Genomic DNA, 23916 nt, shown 5'->3' on the forward strand with positions numbered 1-23916 from the left:
GCTTGGGCCGGCCGGTTGTCTATTCGCGCCTACCTTAAGGGAGAGGCGCGTTCAGGTCGAGATTAAAAATTCGGGTCGAGATCAGGGGCATTCCGGTTTCAACAGTGGCCCCTGGCCGTCAACGGTATTGGAGGAAGACGTTGTCTTTGCCGAACTGGTCACGCAAGGCTTGAATCAACGCATCCGCCGGATCGATCCGCCAGCCTTCGCCGAACTGCAGCACGGCCTTGGCATCGGGGCGTACGTACTCCATGGTGATCGGACAGGCACCGCGATGGCGCTTGAACAATTCGCCCAACCAGCGTAGCTGATCGCCCTTGAGGTCCTGGGTCTGCAACTTCAGGCGCAGGCTCTCGGCCAGGTTGGTACGGGCATCTTCCATGCTCATCACCCGCTTGACCCGCAACCGCAGGCCACCAGAGAAATCATCGTTGCTGACTTCGCCTTCCACCACCACCATCGCGTCGGTCTGCAACAGCGACTGCGCAGAATGGAACGCATCGGCGAAAAGTGACGCCTCGATGCGCCCGGAGCGGTCGTCGAGGGTGATGAAACCCATCTTGTCGCCCTTTTTGTTCTTCATCACCCGCAGGGCGATGATCATGCCGGCGACCGTCTGGGTGTCGCGCGCCGGCTTGAGGTCAATGATGCGCTGGCGGGCGAAGCGGCGGATCTCGCCTTCGTATTCGTCGATCGGGTGACCGGTGAGGTACAGGCCCAGGGTGTCTTTTTCACCCTTGAGACGTTCCTTGAGGGTCAGTTCCTTGGCCTTGCGATGGTTGCCGTAGACATCGGCGTCCTCCTCGACGAACAGCCCGCCAAACAGGTCGGCGTGGCCACTGTCGTGGGTACGGGCGGTCTGTTCGGCGGCCTTGATCGCCTCCTCCATCGCCGCCAGCAACACCGCGCGGTTGCGGTCGATGTTGGCCTGGTAGGCCTTGGGCTCATCCTGGAAGTAAGGCCCGAGCCGGTCCAACGCGCCACTGCGGATCAAACCGTCGAGGGTGCGCTTGTTGATGCGCTTGAGATCGACCCGCGCGCAGAAATCGAACAGGTCCTTGAACGGCCCGTCCTGGCGCGCTTCGGTGATGGCTTCCACCGGCCCCTCGCCCACGCCCTTGATCGCGCCGAGGCCATAGATGATGCGGCCTTCGTCGTTCACCGTGAACTTGAACTCCGAAGCGTTCACGTCCGGTGCGTCGAGGCGCAGCTTCATGGTCCGCACTTCTTCGATCAAGGTCACGACCTTGTCGGTGTTGTGCATATCCGCCGACAGTACCGCGGCCATGAATGGCGCCGGGTAATGCGCCTTCAACCATGCCGTCTGGTACGACACCAGGCCATAGGCGGCGGAGTGGGATTTGTTGAAGCCGTAGCCGGCGAATTTTTCCACCAGGTCGAAGATGTTGCCCGCCAGGTCCGCATCGATGCCGTTGTTCGCGCAACCTTCGATGAAACCGCCGCGCTGCTTGGCCATTTCCTCGGGTTTTTTCTTACCCATGGCTCGACGCAGCATGTCCGCGCCGCCGAGGGTGTAGCCGGCCATCACCTGGGCAATCTGCATCACCTGTTCCTGGTACAGGATGATGCCGTAGGTCGGGGCCAGCACCGGCTTGAGGCCGTCGTACTGATAATCCGGGTGCGGGTACGCCAGCTCGGCGCGACCGTGCTTACGGTTGATGAAGTCATCCACCATGCCCGATTGCAGGGGCCCCGGACGGAACAGGGCCACCAGTGCGATCAGGTCTTCCAGGCAGTCGGGCTTGAGCTTCTTGATCAGCTCCTTCATGCCCCGGGATTCAAGCTGGAACACCGCCGTGGTTTCGGCTTTTTGCAACAGGCTGTAGGTCGGCTTGTCATCCAGCGGGATGAAGGCAATGTCCAGCGGCTCTTCGCCGACCTTGGCCCGGTCGCGGTTGATGGTTTTCAGCGCCCAGTCGATGATCGTCAGGGTCCGCAGGCCGAGGAAGTCGAACTTGACCAGGCCCGCCGCCTCGACGTCGTCCTTGTCGAACTGGGTCACCAGGCCGTCGCCTTCTTCATCGCAATAGATCGGCGAGAAGTCCGTCAGCTTGGTCGGCGCGATGACCACGCCCCCGGCGTGCTTGCCGACGTTACGCACCACGCCTTCGAGCTTGCGGGCCATCTCCCAGATTTCCGCGGCCTCTTCGTCGACCTTGATGAAGTCCCGCAGGATTTCTTCCTGCTCATAGGCCTTCTCCAGGGTCATGCCGACTTCGAACGGAATCATCTTCGACAGGCGATCCGCCAGACCGTAGGACTTGCCCTGCACCCGCGCCACGTCACGCACCACCGCCTTGGCGGCCATGGAACCGAAGGTGATGATCTGGCTTACCGCGTTGCGGCCGTATTTCTCGGCCACGTAGTCGATGACCCGGTCGCGACCGTCCATGCAGAAGTCGACGTCGAAGTCGGGCATGGATACCCGTTCCGGGTTGAGGAAACGTTCGAACAGCAGGTCATATTCCAGCGGGTCGAGGTCGGTGATCTTCTGCACATAGGCCACCAGCGACCCGGCGCCCGATCCACGGCCAGGGCCCACCGGCACGCCGTTGTTCTTGGCCCACTGGATGAAGTCCATCACGATCAGGAAGTAACCGGGAAAACCCATCTGGATGATGATATCCAGCTCGAAATTCAACCGATCGACATAGACCTGGCGCTTGGCTTCGTAATCTTCGGTGGTGTCCTTGGGCAACAGGACGCGGAGGCGTTCGTCGAGGCCGTCGAAGGAGACTTTGCGGAAATATTCGTCGATGGTCATGCCATCGGGAATCGGGAAGTTGGGCAGGAAGTGCTTGCCCAGCTTCACTTCGATGTTGCAGCGCTTGGCGATCTCGACGGTGTTTTCCAGCGCCTCGGGCAAGTCGCTGAACAACTCGGCCATTTCCTCGGCGCTCTTGAGGTATTGCTGGTCGCTGTAGTTCTTCGACCGACGCGGGTCGTCGAGGGCACGGCCCTCACCGATGCAGACCCGCGTTTCGTGGGCTTCGAAATCTTCCTGCTTGATGAACCGCACGTCGTTGGTCGCCACCAGCGGCGCGCCGATCCTGTCGGCCAGGGCCACGGCGGCATGCAGGTGCTCTTCGTCATTGGGACGGTTGGTGCGTTGCACCTCGATGTAGAAGCGGTCCGGGAACACCGCCATCCAGTCACGGGCCAGGGTCTCGGCTTCGTCGGGATTGCCACTGAGCAGGGCCAGGCCGATTTCACCTTCCTTGGCCGCCGACAGCATGATCAGCCCTTCGCTGGCCTCGGCCACCCACTCGCGCTCGATGATGATCGAGCCATTGCGCTGGCCATCGATAAAGCCGCGGGAGATCAGCTCGGTGAGGTTGCGATAACCCACGCCGTTCATCACCAACAGGCTGATACGGCTCAGCGGCGCGTCCGGGTCCTTGTTCGACAACCACAGGTCGGCGCCACAGATCGGCTTGATCCCGGCGCCCATGGCGGCCTTGTAGAACTTGACCAGCGAGCACATGTTGTTCTGGTCGGTAACCGCCACGGCAGGCATGTTCATGCCCACCAGGGTCTTGACCAGGGGCTTGATCCGCACCAGACCGTCGACCAGGGAGTATTCAGTGTGCAGGCGTAGATGAACGAATGAAGCCGGCATAGTGATCCTGCGTTAAGTCATGAAAACAACAAGGCCCGGATTGTACCGGGCCTTGGGTAAAACATGTAGGAGCTGCCGAGCGAAGCGAGGCTGCGATCTTTCCGCTGCCGATTGAGTCGAGAGTGCAAAGATCGCAGGCTTCGCCAGCTCCTACAAGGCACGGCATGGCATGGCGACGTTTCCGCTAAATCCTTTCTATCAACCCTTCACGGGCTTCATAAGCCAGCCGCACCGGGGCGAACGAGCGCCGGTGGATCGGCGTTGGCCCCAGGCGCGCCAGGGCCTCCAGATGAACGGGGGTCGGGTAGCCCTTGTGGCTGCCGATGCCGTAGCCCGGGTAGATCAACTCGAAGGCGCTCATCTCCCGGTCACGGCTGACCTTCGCCAGGATCGAGGCCGCCGCGATGGCCGGTACCTTGCCGTCGCCCTGGATGACCGCTTCGGCGCGCATCGACAGTTTCGGGCAGCGATTGCCATCGATCATCGCCAACTTCGGCGTGATGTGCAGGCCCTGCACCGCACGCTGCATGGCAAGCATGGTGGCGTGCAGGATATTGAGTTCATCGATTTCTTTGACTTCGGCCCGGGCGATGCACCAGCTCAGGGCTTTCTCGCAGATTTCGTCGTAGAGTTTTTCGCGACGGGCTTGCGTGAGCTTCTTCGAATCATCGAGCCCCAGGATCGGCCGGTTCGGGTCGAGAATCACCGCCGCCGTCACCACCGCGCCGCACAATGGGCCGCGCCCCACTTCATCGACACCGGCCACCAGTTCTTCCACTTCGGCGACCAGGTTGAAGTCCAGGCCCATCTGTAGCTTTACGTTGCTCATGGTTTTGCGCCAATCAGGGTCAGTACCGCGTCAGCCGCCTGGTTGGAGGCATCGCGACGCAGGGTACGGTGAATTTCGTCAAAGCCCCGCGTCTGTTCCTCGCCACCGTCGATCAAGGGCGAGAGCGTGGTGGCCAGCGCCTCGGCGGTCGCATCGTCCTGCAGCAGCTCCGGCACCAACAGGCGTTGGGCCAGCAGGTTCGGCAAGGACACGTAGGGGCTCTTGACCATGCGCTTGAGAATCCAGAACGTCAGCGGCGCCAGGCGATAGGCGACCACCATCGGGCGTTTATACAACAATGCCTCAAGGGTAGCAGTGCCGGAAGCAATCAACACCGCATCACAGGCCGCCAACGCGTCATGGGAACGGCCGTCGAGCAACGTCACCGGCAAATCGCGACCGACCAGCAGGGCTTCCAGCTGGACGCGACGCTGCGGGCTGGCACACGGCAGGACAAAACGCACACCTGGGCGCATCGCCCGAAGGCGTTCGGCGGCGTCGAAGAACAAGCCCCCCAGGCGACTCACCTCGCCGCCCCGGCTACCGGGCATCAAGGCCACCAGCGGCCCGTCGGGCAAGCCCAACGTCCGGCGAGCCGCCTCGCGGTCGGCCTCCAGGGGAATGGTATCGGCCAGGGTGTGCCCGACAAACCGCACCGGCACGCCCTTCTCTTCGTAGAACCTGGCCTCGAACGGCAGCAGCGTCAGCATCAGGTCGCAGCCTTCGCGGATCTTCAGCACCCGCTTCTGCCGCCAGGCCCAGACCGACGGGCTGACGTAGTGCACGGTCTTGATCCCGGCCTGACGCAATTTGAGTTCGATAGTGAGGGTGAAATCCGGCGCATCGATGCCGATGAACACATCCGGTTTTTCTTCGATCAGGGTCTGGATCAGCTTCTTGCGCCGGGCCAGCAGCTCGCGCAGGCGACCGAGCACCTCCACCAGGCCCATCACCGACAGGCGTTCCATCGGAAAATAGGAGATCAGGCCTTCGGCCTGCATCAATGGCCCACCGACCCCGATGAATTCCACCGCGGGGTGCTGCGCCTTGAGCGCTCGCATCAGACCCGCGCCCAGAATGTCACCGGAAGCCTCTCCCGCCACCAGTGCAACGCGCACGTTAGCCATGGTCAGCGAGTGATGCCGCGGGTCGAAGACTGGATGGAATCGCGGAAGATCGCGACTTCCGGGTGTTGCACCGACGCCTCGGCCAGTTCGGCGAGCGCCTGCTCGACGGTCAGGCCCTGGCGGTACACCACCTTGTAGGCGCGACGCAGGGCCGTAATCGCCTCTTCGCTGAAACCACGACGGCGCATGCCTTCGAAGTTCATGCTGCGGGCTTCGGCCGGGTTGCCGAACACCGTGACATAGGCCGGGACGTCCTTGCCGATGGCGGTACCCATGCCAGAGAAACTGTGGGCGCCGATATGGCAGTACTGGTGCACCAGGGTGAACCCCGACAGGATCGCCCAATCGTCCACGTGCACATGGCCGGCCAACGCGGTGTTGTTGACCAGGATGCAATGGTTGCCAATCACGCTGTCATGGCCGATGTGTGCGTAAGCCATGATCAGGTTATGGTCGCCCAGGGTCGTTTCGGAACGATCCTGAACGGTGCCACGGTGAATCGTCACGCCTTCGCGGATCACGTTGTGATCGCCAATGACCAGACGGGTTTCTTCACCTTTGTACTTGAGATCGGGCGTGTCCTCGCCTACCGAAGAAAACTGGTAGATGCGATTGTGCCGACCGATCCGGGTCGGCCCTTTGAGAATTACGTGGGGACCGATCACCGTACCCTCGCCGACTTCCACACCTGCGCCGACAATCGACCACGGGCCGACCTCGACATCGGCGGCCAGGACGGCCGTCGGATCGATGATTGCGCGAGGGTCAATCAAACTCATAGTTTGCGTTCCGCACAGATGATTTCAGCGGAGCAGACTGGCTTGCCGTCGACCGAAGCCTGGCATTCGAATTTCCAGATCTGGCGCTTGCAACTGATGAACTTGGCTTCGAGGATCAACTGATCACCCGGGGTGACCGGCTGGCGGAAGCGCAGCTTGTCGGAGCCGACGAAGTAATAGAGCGTGCCGTCGGCAGGCTTGACGTCAAGCATTTTGAAACCAAGGATCCCGGCAGCCTGGGCCATCGCCTCGATGATCAATACGCCCGGCATGATGGGATGCGCGGGGAAGTGACCATTGAAGAACGGCTCGTTGATGCTGACATTCTTATAGGCGCGAATGCGCTTGCCTTCAACGTCCAGGTCCACCACCCGATCCACCAGCAGGAACGGGTAACGGTGAGGCAGGTATTCGCGAATCTCGTTGATGTCCATCATTTCGGGGGGAAGCCTATGTAAAGATTGGGAGCGCACGAGTGACGCGCACTCCGCTAGCAAATCAAGATGCCCTAACGGCTGTGCACACTTGATATGGAAATGGTATCAGCCATCTGATGAAGCATTACCGCCAGGGGTCACGTCCCCTACACGCTTTTCCACCTGCTTGAGGCGCCGTGCGATGTCGTCGAGCTGGCGGATACGGGCCGCGCTCTTGCGCCATTCGGCTGCCGGTTGCATGGCTGTGCCGGAAGAATAGGCACCCGGCTCGGTAATCGAGTGGGTCACCATGGTCATCCCGGTCAGGAATACGTTGTCACAGATGTCGATATGGCCCACCAGGCCGACGCCACCGGCGAGCATGCAATGCTTGCCGATCTTGGTGCTGCCGGAGATACCCACGCAGGCGGCCATGGCGGTGTGGTCACCGACCTGGACGTTGTGGGCGATCTGGATCTGGTTGTCGAGCTTGACGCCATTGCCGATGACCGTGTCGGCCAGGGCCCCGCGGTCGATCGCGGTGTTGACGCCGATTTCCACGTCATCGCCAATGGTGACACCGCCGATCTGGGCGATCTTCTGCCAGATGCCTTTCTCGTTGGCAAAACCGAACCCTTCACCACCCAGCACGGCGCCGGACTGGATCACCACCCGCTTGCCGATGCGCACATCGTGATACAGGGTGACCCGTGGCGCCAGCCAGCCGCCTTCGCCGACCTCGCTGCGTGCGCCGATGAAGCAATGGGCGCCCAGCGTGACGCCGGCACCGATTCGGGCCGCGCTTTCGATGACCACGAACGGGCCGACGCTGGCGGTAGGGTCCACCACGGCATCCGCAGCGATCACGGCACTGGGATGAATACCGGCGGCCGATGTCGGCTTGGGATCGAACAGATGGGAAATGCGGGCATACGCCAGGTACGGATCGGGCACGATCAGGGCATCGCCGGCAAACCCATCGGCATCAGCGGCCTTGAGCAACAGCGCGGCCGCCCGGCTGTCGACCAGGTACTTGCGGTATTGAGGGTTTGCCAGAAAGCTCAACTGAGCTGGGCCAGCCTCTTGCAAAGTGGCTAGCCCAGTAATTGTCTTCTCCGGGTCGCCACGCAGGGTGGCGCCGAGGAACTCGGCCAACTGGCCGAGCTTGATAGTCGCTGTCATGGATTACTTCAGCTGATTCATGCGCTCGATCACTTGGCGCGTGATGTCGTATTGAGGCTTGACATCGATCACTGCGCCACGCTCGAACACCAGGTCAAAACCACCTTTCTTGATGACTTCTTCCACCGCGCTATCGAGTTTCGGCTTGAGTTGCTTGAGCATTTCGCGGTCGGCAACGGCTTTCGCTTCGTTCAGCTCCTTGGACTGGAACTGGAAGTCACGGGCCTTTTGCTTGAATTCAAGCTCCAGACGCTCGCGCTCGCCCTGGGCCATCTTGTCGCCACCGGCGACCAGACGATCCTGGATGCCCTTGGCGCTGCTTTCCAGGCCCTTGAGCTTGGTCAGTTGCGGACCGAATTTCTTCTCGGCATCCACGGCGTATTTCTTCGCCGCGTCGGATTCCAGCAGGGCCATCTGATAATTCAGCACGGCAATCTTCATGTCGGCAAAAGCCGGACCTGCGACCAGTACGGTCGCCAGGAGAACCAATTGAGTCAACTTACGCACGATGCACTCCTACAAAATCCATTGTCGTTGTCATGGGTCAGACGCTTAGAACGTCTGGCCGAGGGAGAATTGGAACACTTGGGTTTCAGCGTCATCCGGTTTCTTGATCGGCATCGCCAATGCGAAGCTCAACGGACCCAGCGCGGTGACCCAGGTCACGCCCACACCGACGGAACTGGCCATGTTGCTCAGGCTGATGTCGTTGCACTGAGTGTCGGACCTGGTGCCGTTGGCGTTGGTAGTGTCGCTGCACTTGGAGTCGAATACGTTACCCACGTCCCAGAATACCGAGGTACGCAGGGAACGCTGATCCTTGACGAACGGCATCGGGAAGAGGACTTCCAGACCACCCTGGATAAGGACGTTGCCACCGAACGGAAGCGGATCCTGGTCCGGGTCGGCAATGGTACCTGGATTGTTGCCTCGGCTCGGCGTACTGCGCGGGCCCAGGGTACTGTCCTTGAAGCCACGCACCGAGTTGAAACCACCAGCGTAGTAGTTCTCGTAGAACGGCAGGCCATCGGTCGAGCCGTAGCCGTCACCATAGCCCAGCTCGGTGTGCAGGCGCATGGTGTAGGTGTCGGTCAGCGGCTGGAACAACTGGCCACGGTAGTCGAGCTTGAAGAACGACAGGTCACTGCCTGGCGTAGTCGTTTCCAGTACCAGGCTCTGGGAATGACCACGGGTTGCCAGCACGCCCTTGTTCAGGGTCGATTCGGACCAGCCGGCGGACGCCTTGAAGTTCAGGTAGCTGTCGCCTTCCTTGTTAACGAAGTCGAAGATCTCGTCGACGGTGTAGCGACCGGTGTTGATCTTGTCCTGCTGGGCGGTGAGGCCGAAGGTCAGGCGCGAGGTCTCGCTGATCGGATAGCCGATGTTGGCGCCGACACCGTAGCTGTCCACCGCATAGCTGGAGATATCGGAGTCGAGCTCGTCGTAGTCGGTGGTGCGATAGAAGGCGTTGTAGCCCAGGCTCACGCCGTCAGCGGTCCAGTAGGGGTCCACGTAACCGAAGTTGTAGCGGGTCTGGTATTCACTGCGGGTCAAGCCGATGCTGACCTTGTTACCGGTACCCAGGAAGTTGTTCTGGGTAATGGAACCACCGAGGATCAGGCCGGCGCTCTGGGCGAAACCGACGCTGGCGGTGATCGAGCCGGAAGCCTGCTCTTCGACGCTGTAGTTCACATCGACCTGGTCATCGACGCCTGGCACGGCCGGCGTCTCGACGTTCACTTCCTTGAAGAAGCCCAGGCGCTCCAGGCGGGTCTTGGACTGGTCGATCAGGTAGGTCGACGCCCAGCCACCTTCCATCTGGCGCATTTCACGACGCAGCACTTCGTCCTCGGACTTGGTGTTGCCACGGAAGTTGATGCGGTTGACGTAGGCACGCTTGCCCGGGTCCACGGCGAAGGTGATGTCGACGGTGTGGTCTTCATCGTGTGGCTGCGGCACGCCATTGACGTTGGCGAAGGTGTAGCCCTCGTTACCCAGGCGGCGGGTGATCAGCTCGGAGGTGGTGGTCATCAGCTTGCGCGAGAACACCTGGCCCTTCTGTACCAGCAGCAGCGACTTGACCTGGTCCTCTGGAACCTTCAGGTCACCGCTGAGCTTGACGTCACGAACGGTGTACTTCTCGCCTTCGTTGACGTTGACGGTGATGTAGACGTGCTTCTTGTCCGGGGTGATGGACACCTGGGTCGAAGCGATGTCCATGTTGATGTAGCCACGGTCCAGGTAGTAGGAACGCAGGCGCTCCAGGTCACCGGAGAGTTTTTCACGGGCGTACTTGTCGTCGTTCTTGAAGAACGACAGCCAGTTGGTGGTCTTGAGTTCGAACAGGTCGATCAGGTCTTCATCCGGGAAAACCGTGTTGCCCACCACGTTGATGTGCTGGATGGCCGCCACGGTGCCTTCGTTGATGTTGACCTTCAGGCCGACGCGGTTGCGTGGCTGCGGCACCACTTCGGTGTCGACGGTGGCCGAGTAGCGGCCCTGGGCAACGTACTGGCGCTGCAGCTCGTTACGCACGCCTTCGAGGGTGGCGCGCTGGAAGATCTCGCCTTCGGCCAGGCCGGACTGCTTGAGGCCCTTCATCAGGTCTTCGGTGGAGATCGCCTTGTTGCCTTCGATCTCGATACTGGCGACCGATGGGCGCTCGACTACCGTGATGACCAGGACATTGCCGTCACGGCCCAGCTGGATATCTTGAAAGAAGCCGGTCTTGAACAGCGCACGCGTGGATTCCACCAGGCGCCGATCATCCGCCTGCTCGCCGACGTTCAACGGCAAGGCACCAAAGACGCTACCCGCGGAGACCCGCTGGAGGCCATTGACGCGAATATCAGAGATAGTGAAGGACTCGGCGTGAACTTCGGCGATCATCAATACGGTGAGAACCGCAGTTAGCAGCAGACGTTTCATGAAGTCCTTTCTTATTCCAACTGGCAATAAACAAACTGCCGCAAAATGCGGCAGATTCGCAATTCAGCGAAGCGTTACAGACGACCCAGATCGTTGACGAGGGCAAGCAACATGACCCCGACCACCAAGCTGATGCCGATCTGTATCCCCCAACCTTGCACCCGATCCGACAAGGGACGACCACGCGCCCACTCGATCAGATAAAACAGCAGATGCCCCCCATCCAGTACCGGAATGGGCAGCAAATTCAGAACCCCCAGGCTAATGCTCAGATAAGCAAGGAAATTCAGGAAATCAGCGACGCCCGACTGGGCAGAAGCGCCCGCCACTTTAGCAATGGTTATCGGTCCACTCAAGTTTTTTACCGAGAGCTCGCCGAACAACATTTTCTTGAGCGAGTCCAGCGTCAGGATGCTCATGGTCCAGGTACGACGCGCACCCTCGCCAATCGCCGCCACCGGGCCGAAACTGACCTCGCGGATCATTTCCGGTGGCCAGTCTACCGCCTTGACGCCCGCTCCCAGGTAACCGGTCGGCGCCTTGCTTTCGCCACGGGCGGCCAGGGTTACCGGGACGTCGATTGGAGCACCGTCGCGCTCGAGGCGCAGCACAATTTTGGTATCAGGACGTACACGAACCGAATCGACCACCTGCTGCCAATCGCTGACCGGCTGGCCGTCGAGGGCCAGCAACCGATCGCCGGTCTTCAGGCCAGCCGCCTGGGCCGGGCCTTTCGGATCGAGTTCCGCGAGGATCGGCGGCAAGGCCGGACGCCATGGCCGGATCCCCAGGGAACGGATCGGATCCGGCTCGTCCGCACCCTTGAGCCAGTTGTCCAGGATGAGCTCGCGAGGCGAATCCACTGTGGAGCCCTGCTCGCGCACCATCAATTGCAACGAACCGCTCTCACCCAGGCGACGTACCAACTGCAGATTGACCGCCGCCCAGCCCGATGTCGGCTCGCCATCGATGGCGACGATTTCCTGCCCGGCACCCAGCCCGGCACGGGCGGCAACGCTACCGGCCTCTACCCCACCGATGACCGGGCGCACCTGTTCGCTGCCCAGCATGGCCAGGCCCCAGAAAAACACCATGGCCAGCAGGAAGTTGGCAATCGGCCCCGCCGCGACGATGGCAATACGCTGACGGACGGTCTTGCGATTGAAGGATTGGTCGAGCTGATCGGCCGGGACTTCGCCTTCGCGCTCGTCGAGCATCTTGACGTAGCCACCCAACGGGATGGCCGCCACGACGAACTCGGTGCCTTTCTTGTCGTGCCAGCGCAGCAATGGCATGCCGAAGCCCACGGAAAAACGCAGGACCTTGACGCCACAGCGACGCGCAACCCAGAAATGACCGAATTCGTGAAAAGTGACCAACACCCCCAAGGCAACCAGGGTGCCGACAATCATATAGAGCGCGCTCATCTGTTTTCTCCGCAATCCTGTCCAGGGCAACCCTGGCTAACGTATCGCAGCTTCAACGCCCGTGGCGCTGCAGCCATTGGCCCGCCAACTCACGAGCCCTGGCATCCGCCGTAAATACTGTATCGAGGTCATCGACCGAAACCACGGCCTCGAGATTCAAGACTTCCTCGATGATACTCGCGATCTCGAGGTAACGGACACGTCCATCGAGAAACGCGGCAACGGCCACTTCATTGGCAGCGTTCAACATGGCCGGCGCACTGTTGCCCGCCTCGGCCGCCTGGCGCGCCAGGCGCAGGCAGGGGAAGCGCTGCTCATCGGGCGCCTGGAAATCCAGGCGAGCGATAGCGAACAGGTCCAGCGGCGCAACACCCGAGTCGATACGCTCCGGCCAGGCCAGGGCATTGGCGATCGGGGTGCGCATGTCCGGGTTACCCAACTGGGCCAGCACGGACCCGTCGACGTAGTCCACCAGGGAGTGAATCACGCTCTGGGGATGAATCACCACCTCGACCTGCGACGGCTTGGCATCAAACAGCCAACAAGCCTCGATCAGCTCCAGGCCCTTGTTCATCATGCTCGCCGAATCCACGGAAATCTTGCGCCCCATGGACCAGTTCGGATGGGCACAGGCCTGTTCGGGTGAAACATGCACCAATTCTTCCAGCGGCGTCTGCCGGAACGGACCACCGGAGGCCGTCAGCAAAATCCGCCGGACACCTACCGCGCCGAGACCACGGGAAAAATCCCGCGGCATGCATTGAAAAATCGCATTGTGCTCACTGTCGATCGGCAGCAGCACCGAGCCGCTCTTGCGTACAGCTTGCATGAACAGCGCGCCGGACATCACCAGCGCCTCTTTATTGGCCAGCAGGATCTTCTTGCCAGCCTCCACCGCCGCCAGGGTCGGACGCAGGCCCGCCGCACCGACGATCGCCGCCATTACGGCGTCGACTTCAGGGTCGGCAGCCACTTGGCAGAGCCCCTCTTCCCCCACCAGCACGCGGGTTTGCAGGCCGGCTGCGCGCAGATCGTCCTGCAACGCCCGCGCCACGCCGACCTCAGGCACCACGGCAAACCGCGGCGTGTGACGAATGCACAACGCCAGCAATTCGCTCAAACGCGTGAAGCCACTGAGGGCGAACACCTGGTAGCGCGCCGGATGCCGGCCAATGACGTCCAGCGTACTGAGGCCAATCGAACCGGTCGCGCCAAGAACAGTGATCTGCTGGGGGCGACTCACGATGCCGCCATCCACAACAGCACGGCAAAGATCGGGATCGCGGCAGTCAGGCTGTCGATGCGATCCAGCACACCACCGTGACCGGGCAACAGGTTACTGCTGTCCTTGATCCCGGACTGACGCTTGAACATGCTTTCGGTCAGGTCGCCGACCACCGACACGAATACGATCAGGGCGGCGCCAATAAGGCCCATGAACAGTTGCGCGACCGTCCAGTCCCGCACGAAACCGACCACAGTGGTGCTCACCAGGCTCAAGGCCAGGCCACCATAGACCCCTTCCCAGCTCTTGCCAGGGCTGACTTTCGGCGCGAGCTTGCGCTTGCCGAAGGCCCGACCGGAGAAATAGGCGCCAACGTCGGCACCCCAGACCAGCACCATCACGGCCATGATCTGCCAGTTGCCCAACGGGCCTTGCTTGATCCAGATCAGCCCCTGCCAGGCCGGCAGCAGGATCAACAGGCCGATCACCAGCTTGGTCGCCGTATTGGCCCAATGATGCGTCGTCCGTGGATAGGTCAGGACCAGGAAGGTCGCCGTCGCCCACCACAGCACCGCGGCACCCAGCACCCAAGGCGCGAGGCCGGGCACCACGTACATGATGAACAGCATGGCCGCCACGGCCGTCGCATAGGTCACGCGCGCCGCCTGCGCAGGAAAGCCCGCCAGCCGCGCCCACTCCCACGCACCCAGGGTCACGACCAGCCCGATGAACAGCGCAAAGCTGCCACCTTCGAGCAGGAAGAAGCCACCCAGGGCGACAGGCAACAGGATCAAGGCAGTGATGATTCGTTGTTTAAGCATTAAACCCGGGCTCCAGCTTCGATCTGCTCGCTCGTTTTACCGAAGCGACGCTGACGGGAAGCGAAATCGGCCAGTGCGGTGCGCATGGCTTCGTGTTTGAAGTCCGGCCAGAACAGGTCGGAGAAGTACAGCTCGGCATAAGCCAACTGCCAGAGCAGGAAGTTGCTGATGCGATGCTCGCCACCGGTACGGATGCACAGGTCCGGCAATGGCAGGTCGCCGGTCGCCAGGCAGGTCTGCAACAGTTCAGGGGTAATGTCTTCCGGGCGCAAGTGCCCGGCCTGGACTTCCCGCGCCAACCGCTGGGCAGCCTGGGCAATGTCCCACTGGCCACCGTAGTTGGCGGCGATCTGCAGGACGAACCGATTGGTGCCCGCCGTCGCGGCCTCGGCTTCGCGCATCGCAGCCTGCAATTCAGGATGGAAGCGCGAGCGATCACCGATGATGCGCAAGCTGATCTTGTTGTCGTTGAGGCGCTTGGCCTCACGACGCAGAGCCTTGAGGAACAAATCCATCAAGGCGCTGACTTCATCGGCCGGCCGCTGCCAGTTTTCGCTGGAGAAGGCGAACAGGGTCAGCACCTCGACCCCCGCCTCGGCGCACACCTCGATGACCGCACGAACCGCATCGACCCCCGCCTTGTGCCCGGCGACGCCAGGCATAAAGCGTTTCTTGGCCCAGCGGTTGTTGCCGTCCATGATGATCGCCACGTGGCGCGGAACCGCGAACGGCACGGCCTGCTTGGTCTTTTCCATGAAAACGAGACCCTTATACGGCCATCAGGTCTTTTTCTTTCTCGTCCGTGGCCTTGGTGATCTGGGCCTCGGATTCTTTGGTCAGCTTATCGATATCAGCGATGGCACGACGCTCTTCGTCTTCACTGATTTCCTTATCCTTGACCAACTTCTTCAGCTCACCCAACGCGTCACGACGGATATTGCGCACAGCAACACGCGCATCTTCCGCTGCGCTACGGGCTTGTTTGGTGAAGCCTTTGCGCGTTTCCTCGGTGAGGGCCGGCATCGGGATCAGCAGCAGCTCCCCCAAGTTAGTTGGGTTGAGGTTCAGACCGGCGCTCTGGATCGCCTTGTCTACAGCAGCGAGCATGTTGCGCTCGAAAGCCACGACCTGCAGGGTGCGCGAGTCTTTCACGGTGACGTTGGCAACGCTGCTCAGCGGTGTGTCAGTGCCGTAGTAAGGCACCATGACGCTGCCGAGGATGCTGGGGTGAGCCTTGCCGGTACGAATCTGGCCGAATGCGTGGTTCAGAGAGTCCAGGGATTTCTGCATGCGCTCTTGAGCGTCTTTTTTGATTTCATTGATCATTGTTGAACTTCCTCGATCAGTGTTCCTTCGGCGCCGCCATGGACGATATTCAACAGGGCACCGGGCTTGTTCATGTTAAAGACGCGCAGTGGCATCTTGTGGTCGCGGCACAGGCAGATAGCCGTCAGGTCCATGACACCCAGCTTGCGATCCAGCACTTCATCGTAGGTCAGATGATCGAACTTCTCGGCATGCGGGTCTTTGAACGGGTCAGCGGTATAGACGCCATCGACCTTGGTTGCCTTGAGCACGACATCGGCATCGATCTCGATCGCTCGCAGGCAAGCGGCCGAATCCGTGGTGAAGAACGGATTACCGGTACCGGCGGCAAAAATCACCACTTCCTTGGCGTTGAGGTGGCGCATGGCTTTGCGGCGGTCGTAGTGATCGGTCACGCCAACCATGGAAATGGCCGACATCACGATGGCCGAGATATTGGCACGCTCCAGCGCATCACGCATAGCCAGGGCGTTCATCACAGTGGCCAGCATGCCCATGTGGTCGCCCGTGACCCGATCCATGCCGGCCGCGCTCAGCGCCGCGCCGCGGAACAGGTTGCCGCCGCCGATGACCAGGCCGACCTGAACGCCGATCCCGACCAACTGGCCAACTTCCAGGGCCATGCGATCCAGCACTTTCGGATCGATCCCGAACTCTTCCGAGCCCATCAGGGCCTCGCCGCTAAGCTTGAGTAGAATGCGTTTATAGCGAGCCTGATAACCACTGCCCTGCTGAGCCATTGCGAATCTCTCCTGCGGCGTATGTGTTCAAAAAATTCTTTGCAGGCTGTTTGCAGCCTGCGTTCACTCTAGCTTGACGCTGACACAGCGCCATCGGAACACGGCTTTGTAAGCCAGTTCCGACAGGAAACCAATAAAAATCGGCATCCCCATCCGAAAAGAGGCTGCGCGCGTTAAGCGGGCAGCCTCTTCAGGGCGACAGTTATGAAAACCGTCTTATTGCTTGCTGGCAGCAGCTACCTGGGCAGCAACTTCAGCAGCGAAGTCATCAACCGGCTTCTCGATGCCTTCGCCTACTTTGAAGTAGGTGAACGAAACGATTTCAGCACCGGCTTTCTTCGCCAGGTCGCCGACCTTGACTTCCGGGTTCTTGACGAAGGCCTGCTCAACCAGGCTGGCTTCGGCCAGGAACTTGGAGATACGGCCGCTGACCATTTTTTCTGCGATTTCAGCAGGCTTGCCTTTGAGCTTCTCTTCGTTCAGCTGCAGGAAAACGCCCTTCTCGCGCTCGATCGCTTCAGCCGAAACGTCCGAAGGCAGCAGGAACTCAGGGTTGGTAGCTGCCACGTGCATGGCGATGTCTTTCGCCAGCTCGGTGTCGCCGCCCTTCAGGACAACCGCAACACCGATCTTGTTGCCGTGCAGGTAGGTACCGACCACATCACCTTCAACGCGAACCAGGCGACGGATGTTGACGTTCTCGCCAGTCTTGCCGACCAGTACCAGGCGTGCTTCTTCCTGGGCTTCGATCAGCGGAGCTGCGTCGGTCAGTTTGTCAGCGAAGGCTTTCTCGACGCTGGCAGCGACGAATGCCTTGAAGTCATCCTGCAGAGCCAGGAAGTCGGTCTGGGAGTTGACTTCCAGCAGAACGGCGGCCTTGCCGTCGTCCTTGATGGCGATGGCGCCTTCAGCGGCAACGTTGCCGGCTTTCTTGGCAGCCTTGATGGCGCCCGAAGCACGCATGTCATCAATGGCTTTCTCGATGTCGCCGCCAGCCTTGGTCAAGGCTTTCTTGCAATCCATCATGCCTTCGCCGGTACGCTCGCGCAGTTCTTTGACCAACGCTGCAGTAATCTCTGCCATTTCAAAATCCTCTTGGATAGGTTTTCAACCATTCCACCCGATCGAACGGGCGATCAATTCTTCCTGGAAAACCACTGCTTATAGGCCGCGGCAGGTTACAAACAGGTCACTGCGCTGGCGGCAAATGGTTTTCGAGGTGGCAAAAAGGGGGCCAAGCCCCCTTTTTGCTTACTGAGTCAACGCCAGGGGCGTCAATTACTCAGCGGCTGCTGCCGGAGCTTCTTCAGCGAAGACTTCGGTGCCGCCATTCACGTTGTTGCGACCACGGATCACAGCGTCAGCCATCGAACCCATGTACAGCTGGATGGCGCGGATGGCGTCATCGTTGCCTGGGATGATGTAGTCAACGCCTTCCGGGCTGCTGTTGGTATCGACAACGCCGATGACCGGGATACCCAGCTTGTTGGCTTCGGTGATCGCGATGCGCTCGTGGTCAACGTCGATCACGAACAGTGCGTCAGGCAGACCGCCCATGTCCTTGATACCGCCCAGGGAGCGGTCCAGCTTCTCAAGATCGCGAGTGCGCATCAGCGCTTCTTTCTTGGTCAGCTTGGCGAAAGTACCGTCTTCGGACTGGACTTCAAGGTCACGCAGACGCTTGATGGAAGCGCGAATGGTCTTGAAGTTGGTCAGCATGCCGCCCAACCAGCGGTGATCGACGTACGGCGAACCGCAACGTGCCGCTTCTTCAGCAACGATCTTGCCAGCGGAACGCTTGGTGCCGACGAACAGAATCTTGTTTTTGCCCTGGGCCAGGCGCTCTACGAAGGTCAGTGCTTCGTTGAACATCGGCAGGGTTTTTTCAAGGTTGATGATGTGGATCTTGTTACGCGCGCCGAAAATGTACTTGCCCATTTTCGGGTTCCAGTAACGGGTCTGGTGACCGAAGTGCACACCGGCCTTCAGCATATCGCGCATGTTGACTTGGGACATGATAGTTCCTTGAATAAGTCGGGTTTGGCCTCCACGTATCCCAATGACCAACCAGCGGCTATATAACCGAAGGCACCCAGGTCATCGTGTCGACACGTGTGTGGATTTAAGCTTACGGGGTCATCCCCGGAAAGCGGCGCATTTTATACCACAGCAAGGGCGAAAACGGAACACGGATTCTGAAATCCTCTGTGGCGGGGGGATTTAGCGAAACGTCGCAGCATCCCGCTGGACGTTGTAGGAGCTGGCGAAGCCTGCGATCTTTTGACCTTTCGCTTGAGACTCAAGCGTCTGGAGAAAGATCGCAGCCTCGCTTCGCTCGACAGCTCCTACGGGCGCGCACCAGCGGGGCTCCCCTCGCCGCTGAGTTCGGGCTGGGGAGTTCTTTGTACTGATCGTCTGTTAGAATCGCGTTTTCAGGGCCGCGCTGGTCATCATCCGCCGCCCATTTCGTTTTGAACAGCGCCGTCGGGCGCAGAGAGAGCCTGTATGACCGTTACCCTCAAGACACCCGAGGACATCGCCAAAATGCGTGTCGCCGGCAAACTCGCCGCCGAAGTGCTGGAGATGATCGCCGACTACGTCAAGCCGGGCGTGACCACCGAAGAGCTGGACCGCATCTGCCACGACTACATCGTCAACGAGCAGAAGGCCATTCCGGCCCCGCTCAACTATAAAGGCTTCCCGAAGTCGATCTGTACCTCGATCAACCACGTGGTCTGCCACGGCATCCCCAACGAAAAACCGTTGAAGGATGGCGACACCCTGAACATCGACGTCACCGTCATCAAGGACGGCTATCACGGCGACACCAGCCGCATGTTCCATGTCGGCAACGTGCCGGAGTGGGCCCAGCGCCTGTCCAAGGTCACCCAGGAATGCATGTACATGGCCATCGAACTGGTGAAGCCGGGCTGCCGCCTGGGGGACATCGGCGAAGTGATCCAGAAGCACGCGCAGAAGAACGGTTTCTCGGTGGTGCGCGAGTTCTGCGGCCACGGCATCGGCAAGGTGTTCCACGAAGAACCGCAGATCCTGCACTACGGCCGTGCCGGCACCGGCATGGAACTGCAGGCGGGCATGACCTTCACCATCGAGCCGATGATCAACCAGGGCCGCGCCGACACCAAGGTGCTGGGCGACGGCTGGACCGCCATCACCAAGGACCGCAAGCTGTCGGCCCAGTGGGAACACACCCTGCTGGTCACTGAGACCGGCTATGAAATCTTCACCCTGCGTAGCGATGACACCATCGCGCGCGTTTCCGCCTGATCCGAACCCAGCCTATAGATCCGTTAGATATAGATAGAAAGGAAAGCCATTCAATGCCGCAGGTGGATCCCGAACTCTTCGACCGCGGCCAGTTCCAGGCTGAACTGGCCCTGAAGGCAAGCCCCATCTCGGCGTTCAAGAAGGCGATCCGCCAGGCCCATGAAGTGCTCGACCAGCGCTTTCGCAATGGCCGGGACATTCGCCGGCTGATCGAGGACCGCGCCTGGTTCGTCGATAACATCCTGCAAAAGGCCTGGGAGCAGTTCGATTGGAGCGAAGACGCCGACATCGCCCTGGTGGCCGTGGGCGGCTATGGGCGCGGGGAGCTGCACCCCTACTCCGACATCGACCTGCTGATCCTGCTGGACAGCGCCGACCATGAGGTTTTCCGCGATTCCATCGAGCGTTTCCTGACGCTACTGTGGGACATCGGCCTGGAAGTCGGCCAGAGCGTGCGCTCGGTACAGGAATGCGCCGACGAGGCCCGCGCCGACCTGACGGTGATCACCAACCTGATGGAAAGCCGCACCATTGCCGGCCCCGAGCGCTTGCGCCAGCGCATGCTCGATGTCACCAGCACCGAGCACATGTGGCCCAGCAAGGATTTTTTCCTGGCCAAGCGCGCCGAGCAGAAGGCCCGCCACCACAAGTACAACGACACCGAATACAACCTGGAACCCAACGTCAAGGGCTCGCCCGGCGGGCTGCGGGACATCCAGACGATCCTGTGGGTCGCCCGTCGCCAGTACGGCACGCTGAACCTGCGCGCCCTGGCCGGCGAAGGTTTCCTGGTGGAAAGCGAAAACGCCTTGCTGGCCTCGTCCCAGGAATTCCTGTGGAAGGTCCGCTACGCCCTGCACATGCTCGCCGGGCGCTCCGAGGACCGCCTGCTGTTCGATCACCAACGCTCCATCGCCGGCCTGTTGGGTTTCGAAGGGCAGGATGCCAAGCAGTCCATCGAAAACTTCATGCAGCAGTACTACCGTGTGGTAATGAGCATCGCCCAGCTCAGCGAACTGATCATCCAGCACTTCGAGGAAGTCATCCTCGCCCCCGAGGACGAAGAGCCGCCACAGCCGATCAACTCACGCTTCCAATTGCACGACGGCTACATCGAAGCGCGCAACCCCAACGTGTTCCGCCGCACGCCCTTCGCCATGCTCGAGATCTTCGTGCTCATGGCCCAGCAGCCGGAAATCAAGGGCGTACGCGCCGACACCATCCGCCTGCTGCGGGAAAACCGTCATCTGATCGATGAAGATTTCCGCCACGATATCCGCAACACCAGCCTGTTCATCGAGTTGTTCAAGTGCAAGATCGGCGTGCACCGCAACCTGCGCCGGATGAACCGCTACGGGATTCTCGGGCGTTATTTGCCGGAGTTCGGCTTCATCGTCGGACAGATGCAGCACGACCTGTTCCACATCTATACGGTCGATGCCCACACCCTGAACCTGATCAAGCACCTGCGTAAGCTGCAGTACACCCAGGTGTCGGAGAAATTCCCGCTGGCCAGCAAGCTCATGGGCAAGCTGCCCAAGCCCGAGCTGATCTACATGGCCGGGCTGTACCACGACATTGGCAAGGGCCGCCACGGTGACCACTCCGAAATCGGCGCGGTGGATGCCGAAGCGTTCTGCCAGCGCCATCAACTGCCCCTGTGGGACAGCCGGCTGATCGTCTGGCTGGTGCAGAACCACCTGGTGATGTCCACCACCGCCCAGCGCAAGGACTTGTCCGACCCGCAGGTGATCCACGACTTCGCCCAGATCGTCGGTGATGAAACGCGCCTGGATTACCTCTACGTGCTGACCGTGGCCGACATCAACGCCACCAACCCGAGCCTGTGGAATTCCTGGCGCGCCAGCCTGTTGCGCCAGCTCTACACCGAGACCAAGCGGGCCTTGCGCCGTGGCCTGGAAAACCCGGTGGACCGCGAAGAACAGATCCGTCGCACCCAAAGCGCGGCCCTGGACATCCTGGTACGCGGCGGCACCGATCCGGACGATGTCGAGCAGCTCTGGTCGCAATTGGGCGATGACTATTTCCTGCGCCACACCGCCGGCGACGTGGCCTGGCACAGCGACGCGATCCTGCAGCAACCGGCCGATGGCGGGCCGCTGGTGCTGATCAAGGAAACCACCCAGCGCGAGTTCGAGGGCGGCACGCAGATCTTCATCTATGCGCCGGACCAGCACGACTTCTTCGCCGTGACCGTGGCGGCGATGGACCAGCTCAACCTCAACATCCATGACGCCCGGGTCATTACCTCCAGCAGCCAGTTCACCCTCGACACCTACATCGTGCTCGACACCGACGGCGACTCGATTGGCGACAACCCCGCGCGGGTCAAGCAGATTCGCGACGGCCTCACCGAAGCCCTGCGCAACCCGGCGGACTACCCGACCATCATCCAGCGCCGGGTACCGCGCCAACTCAAGCATTTTGCGTTTGCGCCACAGGTGACGATCCACAACGACGCCCAGCGCCAGGTCACCGTGCTGGAACTCAGCGCCCCGGACCGCCCGGGCCTGCTGGCGCGGGTCGGCCATATTTTCCTGGAGTTCGATCTGTCGCTGCAAAACGCCAAGATCGCCACCCTCGGCGAACGGGTAGAAGACGTGTTTTTCATCACCGACGCTCACAACCAGCCGCTGTCCGATCCGCAACTGTGCAGCCGCCTGCAGGAGGCCATCGTCCAGCACCTGAGCGTCAACCAGGAACCCGATGCTCACCTGACACGCATCAGCATCTGAACGAACAATCCCCCTCTGTGGGAGCGAGCTTGCTCGCGATAGCGGCGGAACATCCAGCATTGAGGCTGCTGACACACCGCCATCGCGAGCAAGCTCGCTCCCACAAGGACCGTGCCCACATTGACGAGGCCCCGATGAACAACGCTTTGAACCAGTTGCAACCCTACCCGTTCGAAAAGCTCCGCGCCCTGCTCGGCAGCGTCACGCCCAACCCCGACAAACGCCCCATCGCGTTGTCCATCGGCGAACCCAAGCATCGCTCGCCCAGCTTCGTGGCTGAAGCCCTGGCCAGCAATCTGGAGAAAATGGCCGTGTACCCGACCACCCTCGGCATCCCGGAACTGCGTGAAGCCATCACCGGCTGGTGCGAGCGTCGCTTCAACGTGCCGAACGGCTGGCTGGACCCGGCGCGCCATGTGCTGCCGGTCAATGGCACGCGTGAAGCCTTGTTCGCCTTCACCCAGACCGTGGTCAACCGGGGCGACGACGCCCTGGTGGTCAGCCCGAACCCGTTCTACCAGATCTACGAAGGCGCGGCGTTCCTGGCCGGGGCCAAGCCGCACTACCTGCCGTGCCTGGACGCGAACGGTTTCAACCCGGATTTCGATGCGGTCTCGCCGGACATCTGGAAACGCTGCCAGATCCTGTTCCTGTGTTCCCCGGGCAACCCGACCGGCGCGTTGATCCCGGTGGACGTGCTGAAAAAACTCATCGCCTTGGCCGACGAGCATGACTTCGTCATCGCGGCGGACGAGTGCTACAGCGAACTGTACTTCGACGAACAGACCCCGCCGCCAGGGCTGCTCAGCGCCTGCGTCGAACTGGGTCGCAAGGATTTCAAGCGCTGCGTGGTGTTCCACAGCCTGTCCAAACGCTCCAACCTGCCCGGCCTGCGCTCCGGTTTCGTCGCTGGCGACGCGGACATCCTCAAGGGTTTCCTGCTGTACCGCACCTATCACGGCTGCGCGATGCCGGTTCAGACCCAACTGGCGAGCATCGCGGCGTGGAACGACGAAGTGCACGTACGGGCCAACCGCGCGCTGTACCGGGAGAAGTTCGACGCCGTACTGGAAATCCTCAGCCCGGTGCTGGACGTGCAACGCCCCGACGGCAGCTTCTACCTGTGGCCGAACGTGGCCGGCGATGATGCAGCGTTCTGCCGCGACCTGTTCGAACAGGAACACGTGACCGTGGTGCCGGGCTCCTACCTGTCCCGCGATGTGGATGGCGTCAACCCGGGCGCCGGGCGTGTGCGCATGGCCCTGGTTGCGCCATTGGCCGAATGCGTGGAGGCGGCGGAGCGGATCCGCGCGTTTATCCAGCGTCGGGGTTGATGGCTGTATCGCGCTGAAGTGGACCGCTGCTGTGGCGAGGGAGCTTGCTCCCGCTGGGCTGCGCAGCGGCCCCCAAAACAGACAACTCGGTGTACCAG

At 61.1% G+C, this 23916-nt stretch carries 19 protein-coding genes; 3 read left to right on the plus strand and 16 right to left on the minus strand.

The window, feature by feature from the left end; genetic code table 11:
- Positions 1-118: 118 nt before the first annotated feature.
- The 16 genes from dnaE to rpsB all read right to left on the minus strand — a co-directional run bounded on the left by dnaE (position 119) and on the right by rpsB (position 18456).
- Positions 119-3640: a DNA polymerase III subunit alpha gene (gene dnaE, locus BLU85_RS07650; protein WP_092202187.1), complete on the minus strand. Its 3522-nt coding sequence runs from the start codon at positions 3638-3640 to the stop codon at positions 119-121.
- Between the two features lie 184 nt (positions 3641-3824).
- Positions 3825-4469, minus strand: coding sequence for a ribonuclease HII (rnhB, locus tag BLU85_RS07655; protein ID WP_092202189.1), 645 nt, complete (start codon positions 4467-4469; stop codon positions 3825-3827).
- The gene (gene lpxB / locus BLU85_RS07660; RefSeq protein WP_092202191.1) at positions 4466-5596 is read right to left on the minus strand and encodes a lipid-A-disaccharide synthase; all 1131 of its coding nucleotides are present in this window, start codon (positions 5594-5596) and stop codon (positions 4466-4468) included. Before lpxB ends, rnhB begins: the two co-directional genes overlap by 4 nt.
- A 2-nt stretch (positions 5597-5598) precedes the next feature.
- Positions 5599-6375, minus strand: a complete 777-nt coding sequence (lpxA, locus tag BLU85_RS07665; protein ID WP_092202193.1) for an acyl-ACP--UDP-N-acetylglucosamine O-acyltransferase — start codon at positions 6373-6375, stop codon at positions 5599-5601.
- The gene (gene fabZ / locus BLU85_RS07670; RefSeq protein ID WP_003184897.1) at positions 6372-6812 is read right to left on the minus strand and encodes a 3-hydroxyacyl-ACP dehydratase FabZ; all 441 of its coding nucleotides are present in this window, start codon (positions 6810-6812) and stop codon (positions 6372-6374) included. The genes lpxA and fabZ overlap by 4 nt, the downstream gene beginning before the upstream one ends.
- A 105-nt stretch (positions 6813-6917) precedes the next feature.
- Complete coding sequence (gene lpxD, locus BLU85_RS07675; RefSeq protein ID WP_092202195.1) at positions 6918-7973, minus strand: UDP-3-O-(3-hydroxymyristoyl)glucosamine N-acyltransferase; 1056 nt, start codon at positions 7971-7973, stop codon at positions 6918-6920.
- Positions 7974-7976: 3 nt separating this feature from the next.
- Positions 7977-8480, minus strand: a complete 504-nt coding sequence (locus BLU85_RS07680) for an OmpH/Skp family outer membrane protein (RefSeq protein WP_003184901.1) — start codon at positions 8478-8480, stop codon at positions 7977-7979.
- 45 nt (positions 8481-8525) lie between these two features.
- A complete protein-coding gene (bamA, locus tag BLU85_RS07685; RefSeq protein WP_092202197.1) occupies positions 8526-10901 on the minus strand; it encodes an outer membrane protein assembly factor BamA in 2376 nt (791 codons plus the stop codon).
- Positions 10902-10975: 74 nt separating this feature from the next.
- Entirely contained in the window at positions 10976-12328 is a 1353-nt protein-coding gene (gene rseP, locus BLU85_RS07690) for an RIP metalloprotease RseP (RefSeq protein WP_092202199.1), read from the minus strand.
- Between the two features lie 52 nt (positions 12329-12380).
- A complete protein-coding gene (gene ispC / locus BLU85_RS07695; protein WP_092202201.1) occupies positions 12381-13571 on the minus strand; it encodes a 1-deoxy-D-xylulose-5-phosphate reductoisomerase in 1191 nt (396 codons plus the stop codon).
- Positions 13568-14374, minus strand: coding sequence for a phosphatidate cytidylyltransferase (locus BLU85_RS07700; RefSeq protein WP_092202203.1), 807 nt, complete (start codon positions 14372-14374; stop codon positions 13568-13570). Before BLU85_RS07700 ends, ispC begins: the two co-directional genes overlap by 4 nt.
- Complete coding sequence (uppS, locus tag BLU85_RS07705) at positions 14374-15129, minus strand: polyprenyl diphosphate synthase (protein ID WP_060739000.1); 756 nt, start codon at positions 15127-15129, stop codon at positions 14374-14376. The genes BLU85_RS07700 and uppS overlap by 1 nt, the downstream gene beginning before the upstream one ends.
- 13 nt (positions 15130-15142) lie before the next feature.
- Entirely contained in the window at positions 15143-15700 is a 558-nt protein-coding gene (gene frr, locus BLU85_RS07710) for a ribosome recycling factor (protein ID WP_060739001.1), read from the minus strand.
- Positions 15697-16440 carry a UMP kinase gene (gene pyrH, locus BLU85_RS07715; RefSeq protein ID WP_024779012.1) on the minus strand — a complete coding sequence of 248 codons (744 nt, stop codon included), beginning with the start codon at positions 16438-16440 and terminating at the stop codon, positions 15697-15699. The genes frr and pyrH overlap by 4 nt, the downstream gene beginning before the upstream one ends.
- 216 nt (positions 16441-16656) lie before the next feature.
- Positions 16657-17523, minus strand: a complete 867-nt coding sequence (tsf, locus tag BLU85_RS07720; protein ID WP_092202205.1) for a translation elongation factor Ts — start codon at positions 17521-17523, stop codon at positions 16657-16659.
- A gap of 195 nt (positions 17524-17718) precedes the next feature.
- On the minus strand, positions 17719-18456 hold the full coding sequence (gene rpsB, locus BLU85_RS07725; protein ID WP_003198231.1) for a 30S ribosomal protein S2: 738 nt from the start codon (positions 18454-18456) through the stop codon (positions 17719-17721).
- Positions 18457-18945: 489 nt separating this feature from the next.
- Between rpsB and map the strand changes: the two genes are divergently transcribed.
- From map to dapC, 3 genes are all read left to right on the plus strand, one after another.
- Positions 18946-19728, plus strand: coding sequence for a type I methionyl aminopeptidase (gene map, locus BLU85_RS07730; RefSeq protein ID WP_053118843.1), 783 nt, complete (start codon positions 18946-18948; stop codon positions 19726-19728).
- A 53-nt stretch (positions 19729-19781) separates the two neighbouring features.
- The gene (locus BLU85_RS07735) at positions 19782-22484 is read left to right on the plus strand and encodes a [protein-PII] uridylyltransferase (RefSeq protein ID WP_092202208.1); all 2703 of its coding nucleotides are present in this window, start codon (positions 19782-19784) and stop codon (positions 22482-22484) included.
- A gap of 134 nt (positions 22485-22618) precedes the next feature.
- Positions 22619-23818: a succinyldiaminopimelate transaminase gene (dapC, locus tag BLU85_RS07740; protein ID WP_018603735.1), complete on the plus strand. Its 1200-nt coding sequence runs from the start codon at positions 22619-22621 to the stop codon at positions 23816-23818.
- Positions 23819-23916: the final 98 nt, after the last annotated feature.

Source organism: Pseudomonas sp. NFACC14, from assembly GCF_900106885.1.
In the GTDB taxonomy this organism is placed as follows: Bacteria; Pseudomonadota; Gammaproteobacteria; order Pseudomonadales; family Pseudomonadaceae; genus Aquipseudomonas; species Aquipseudomonas fluorescens_AA.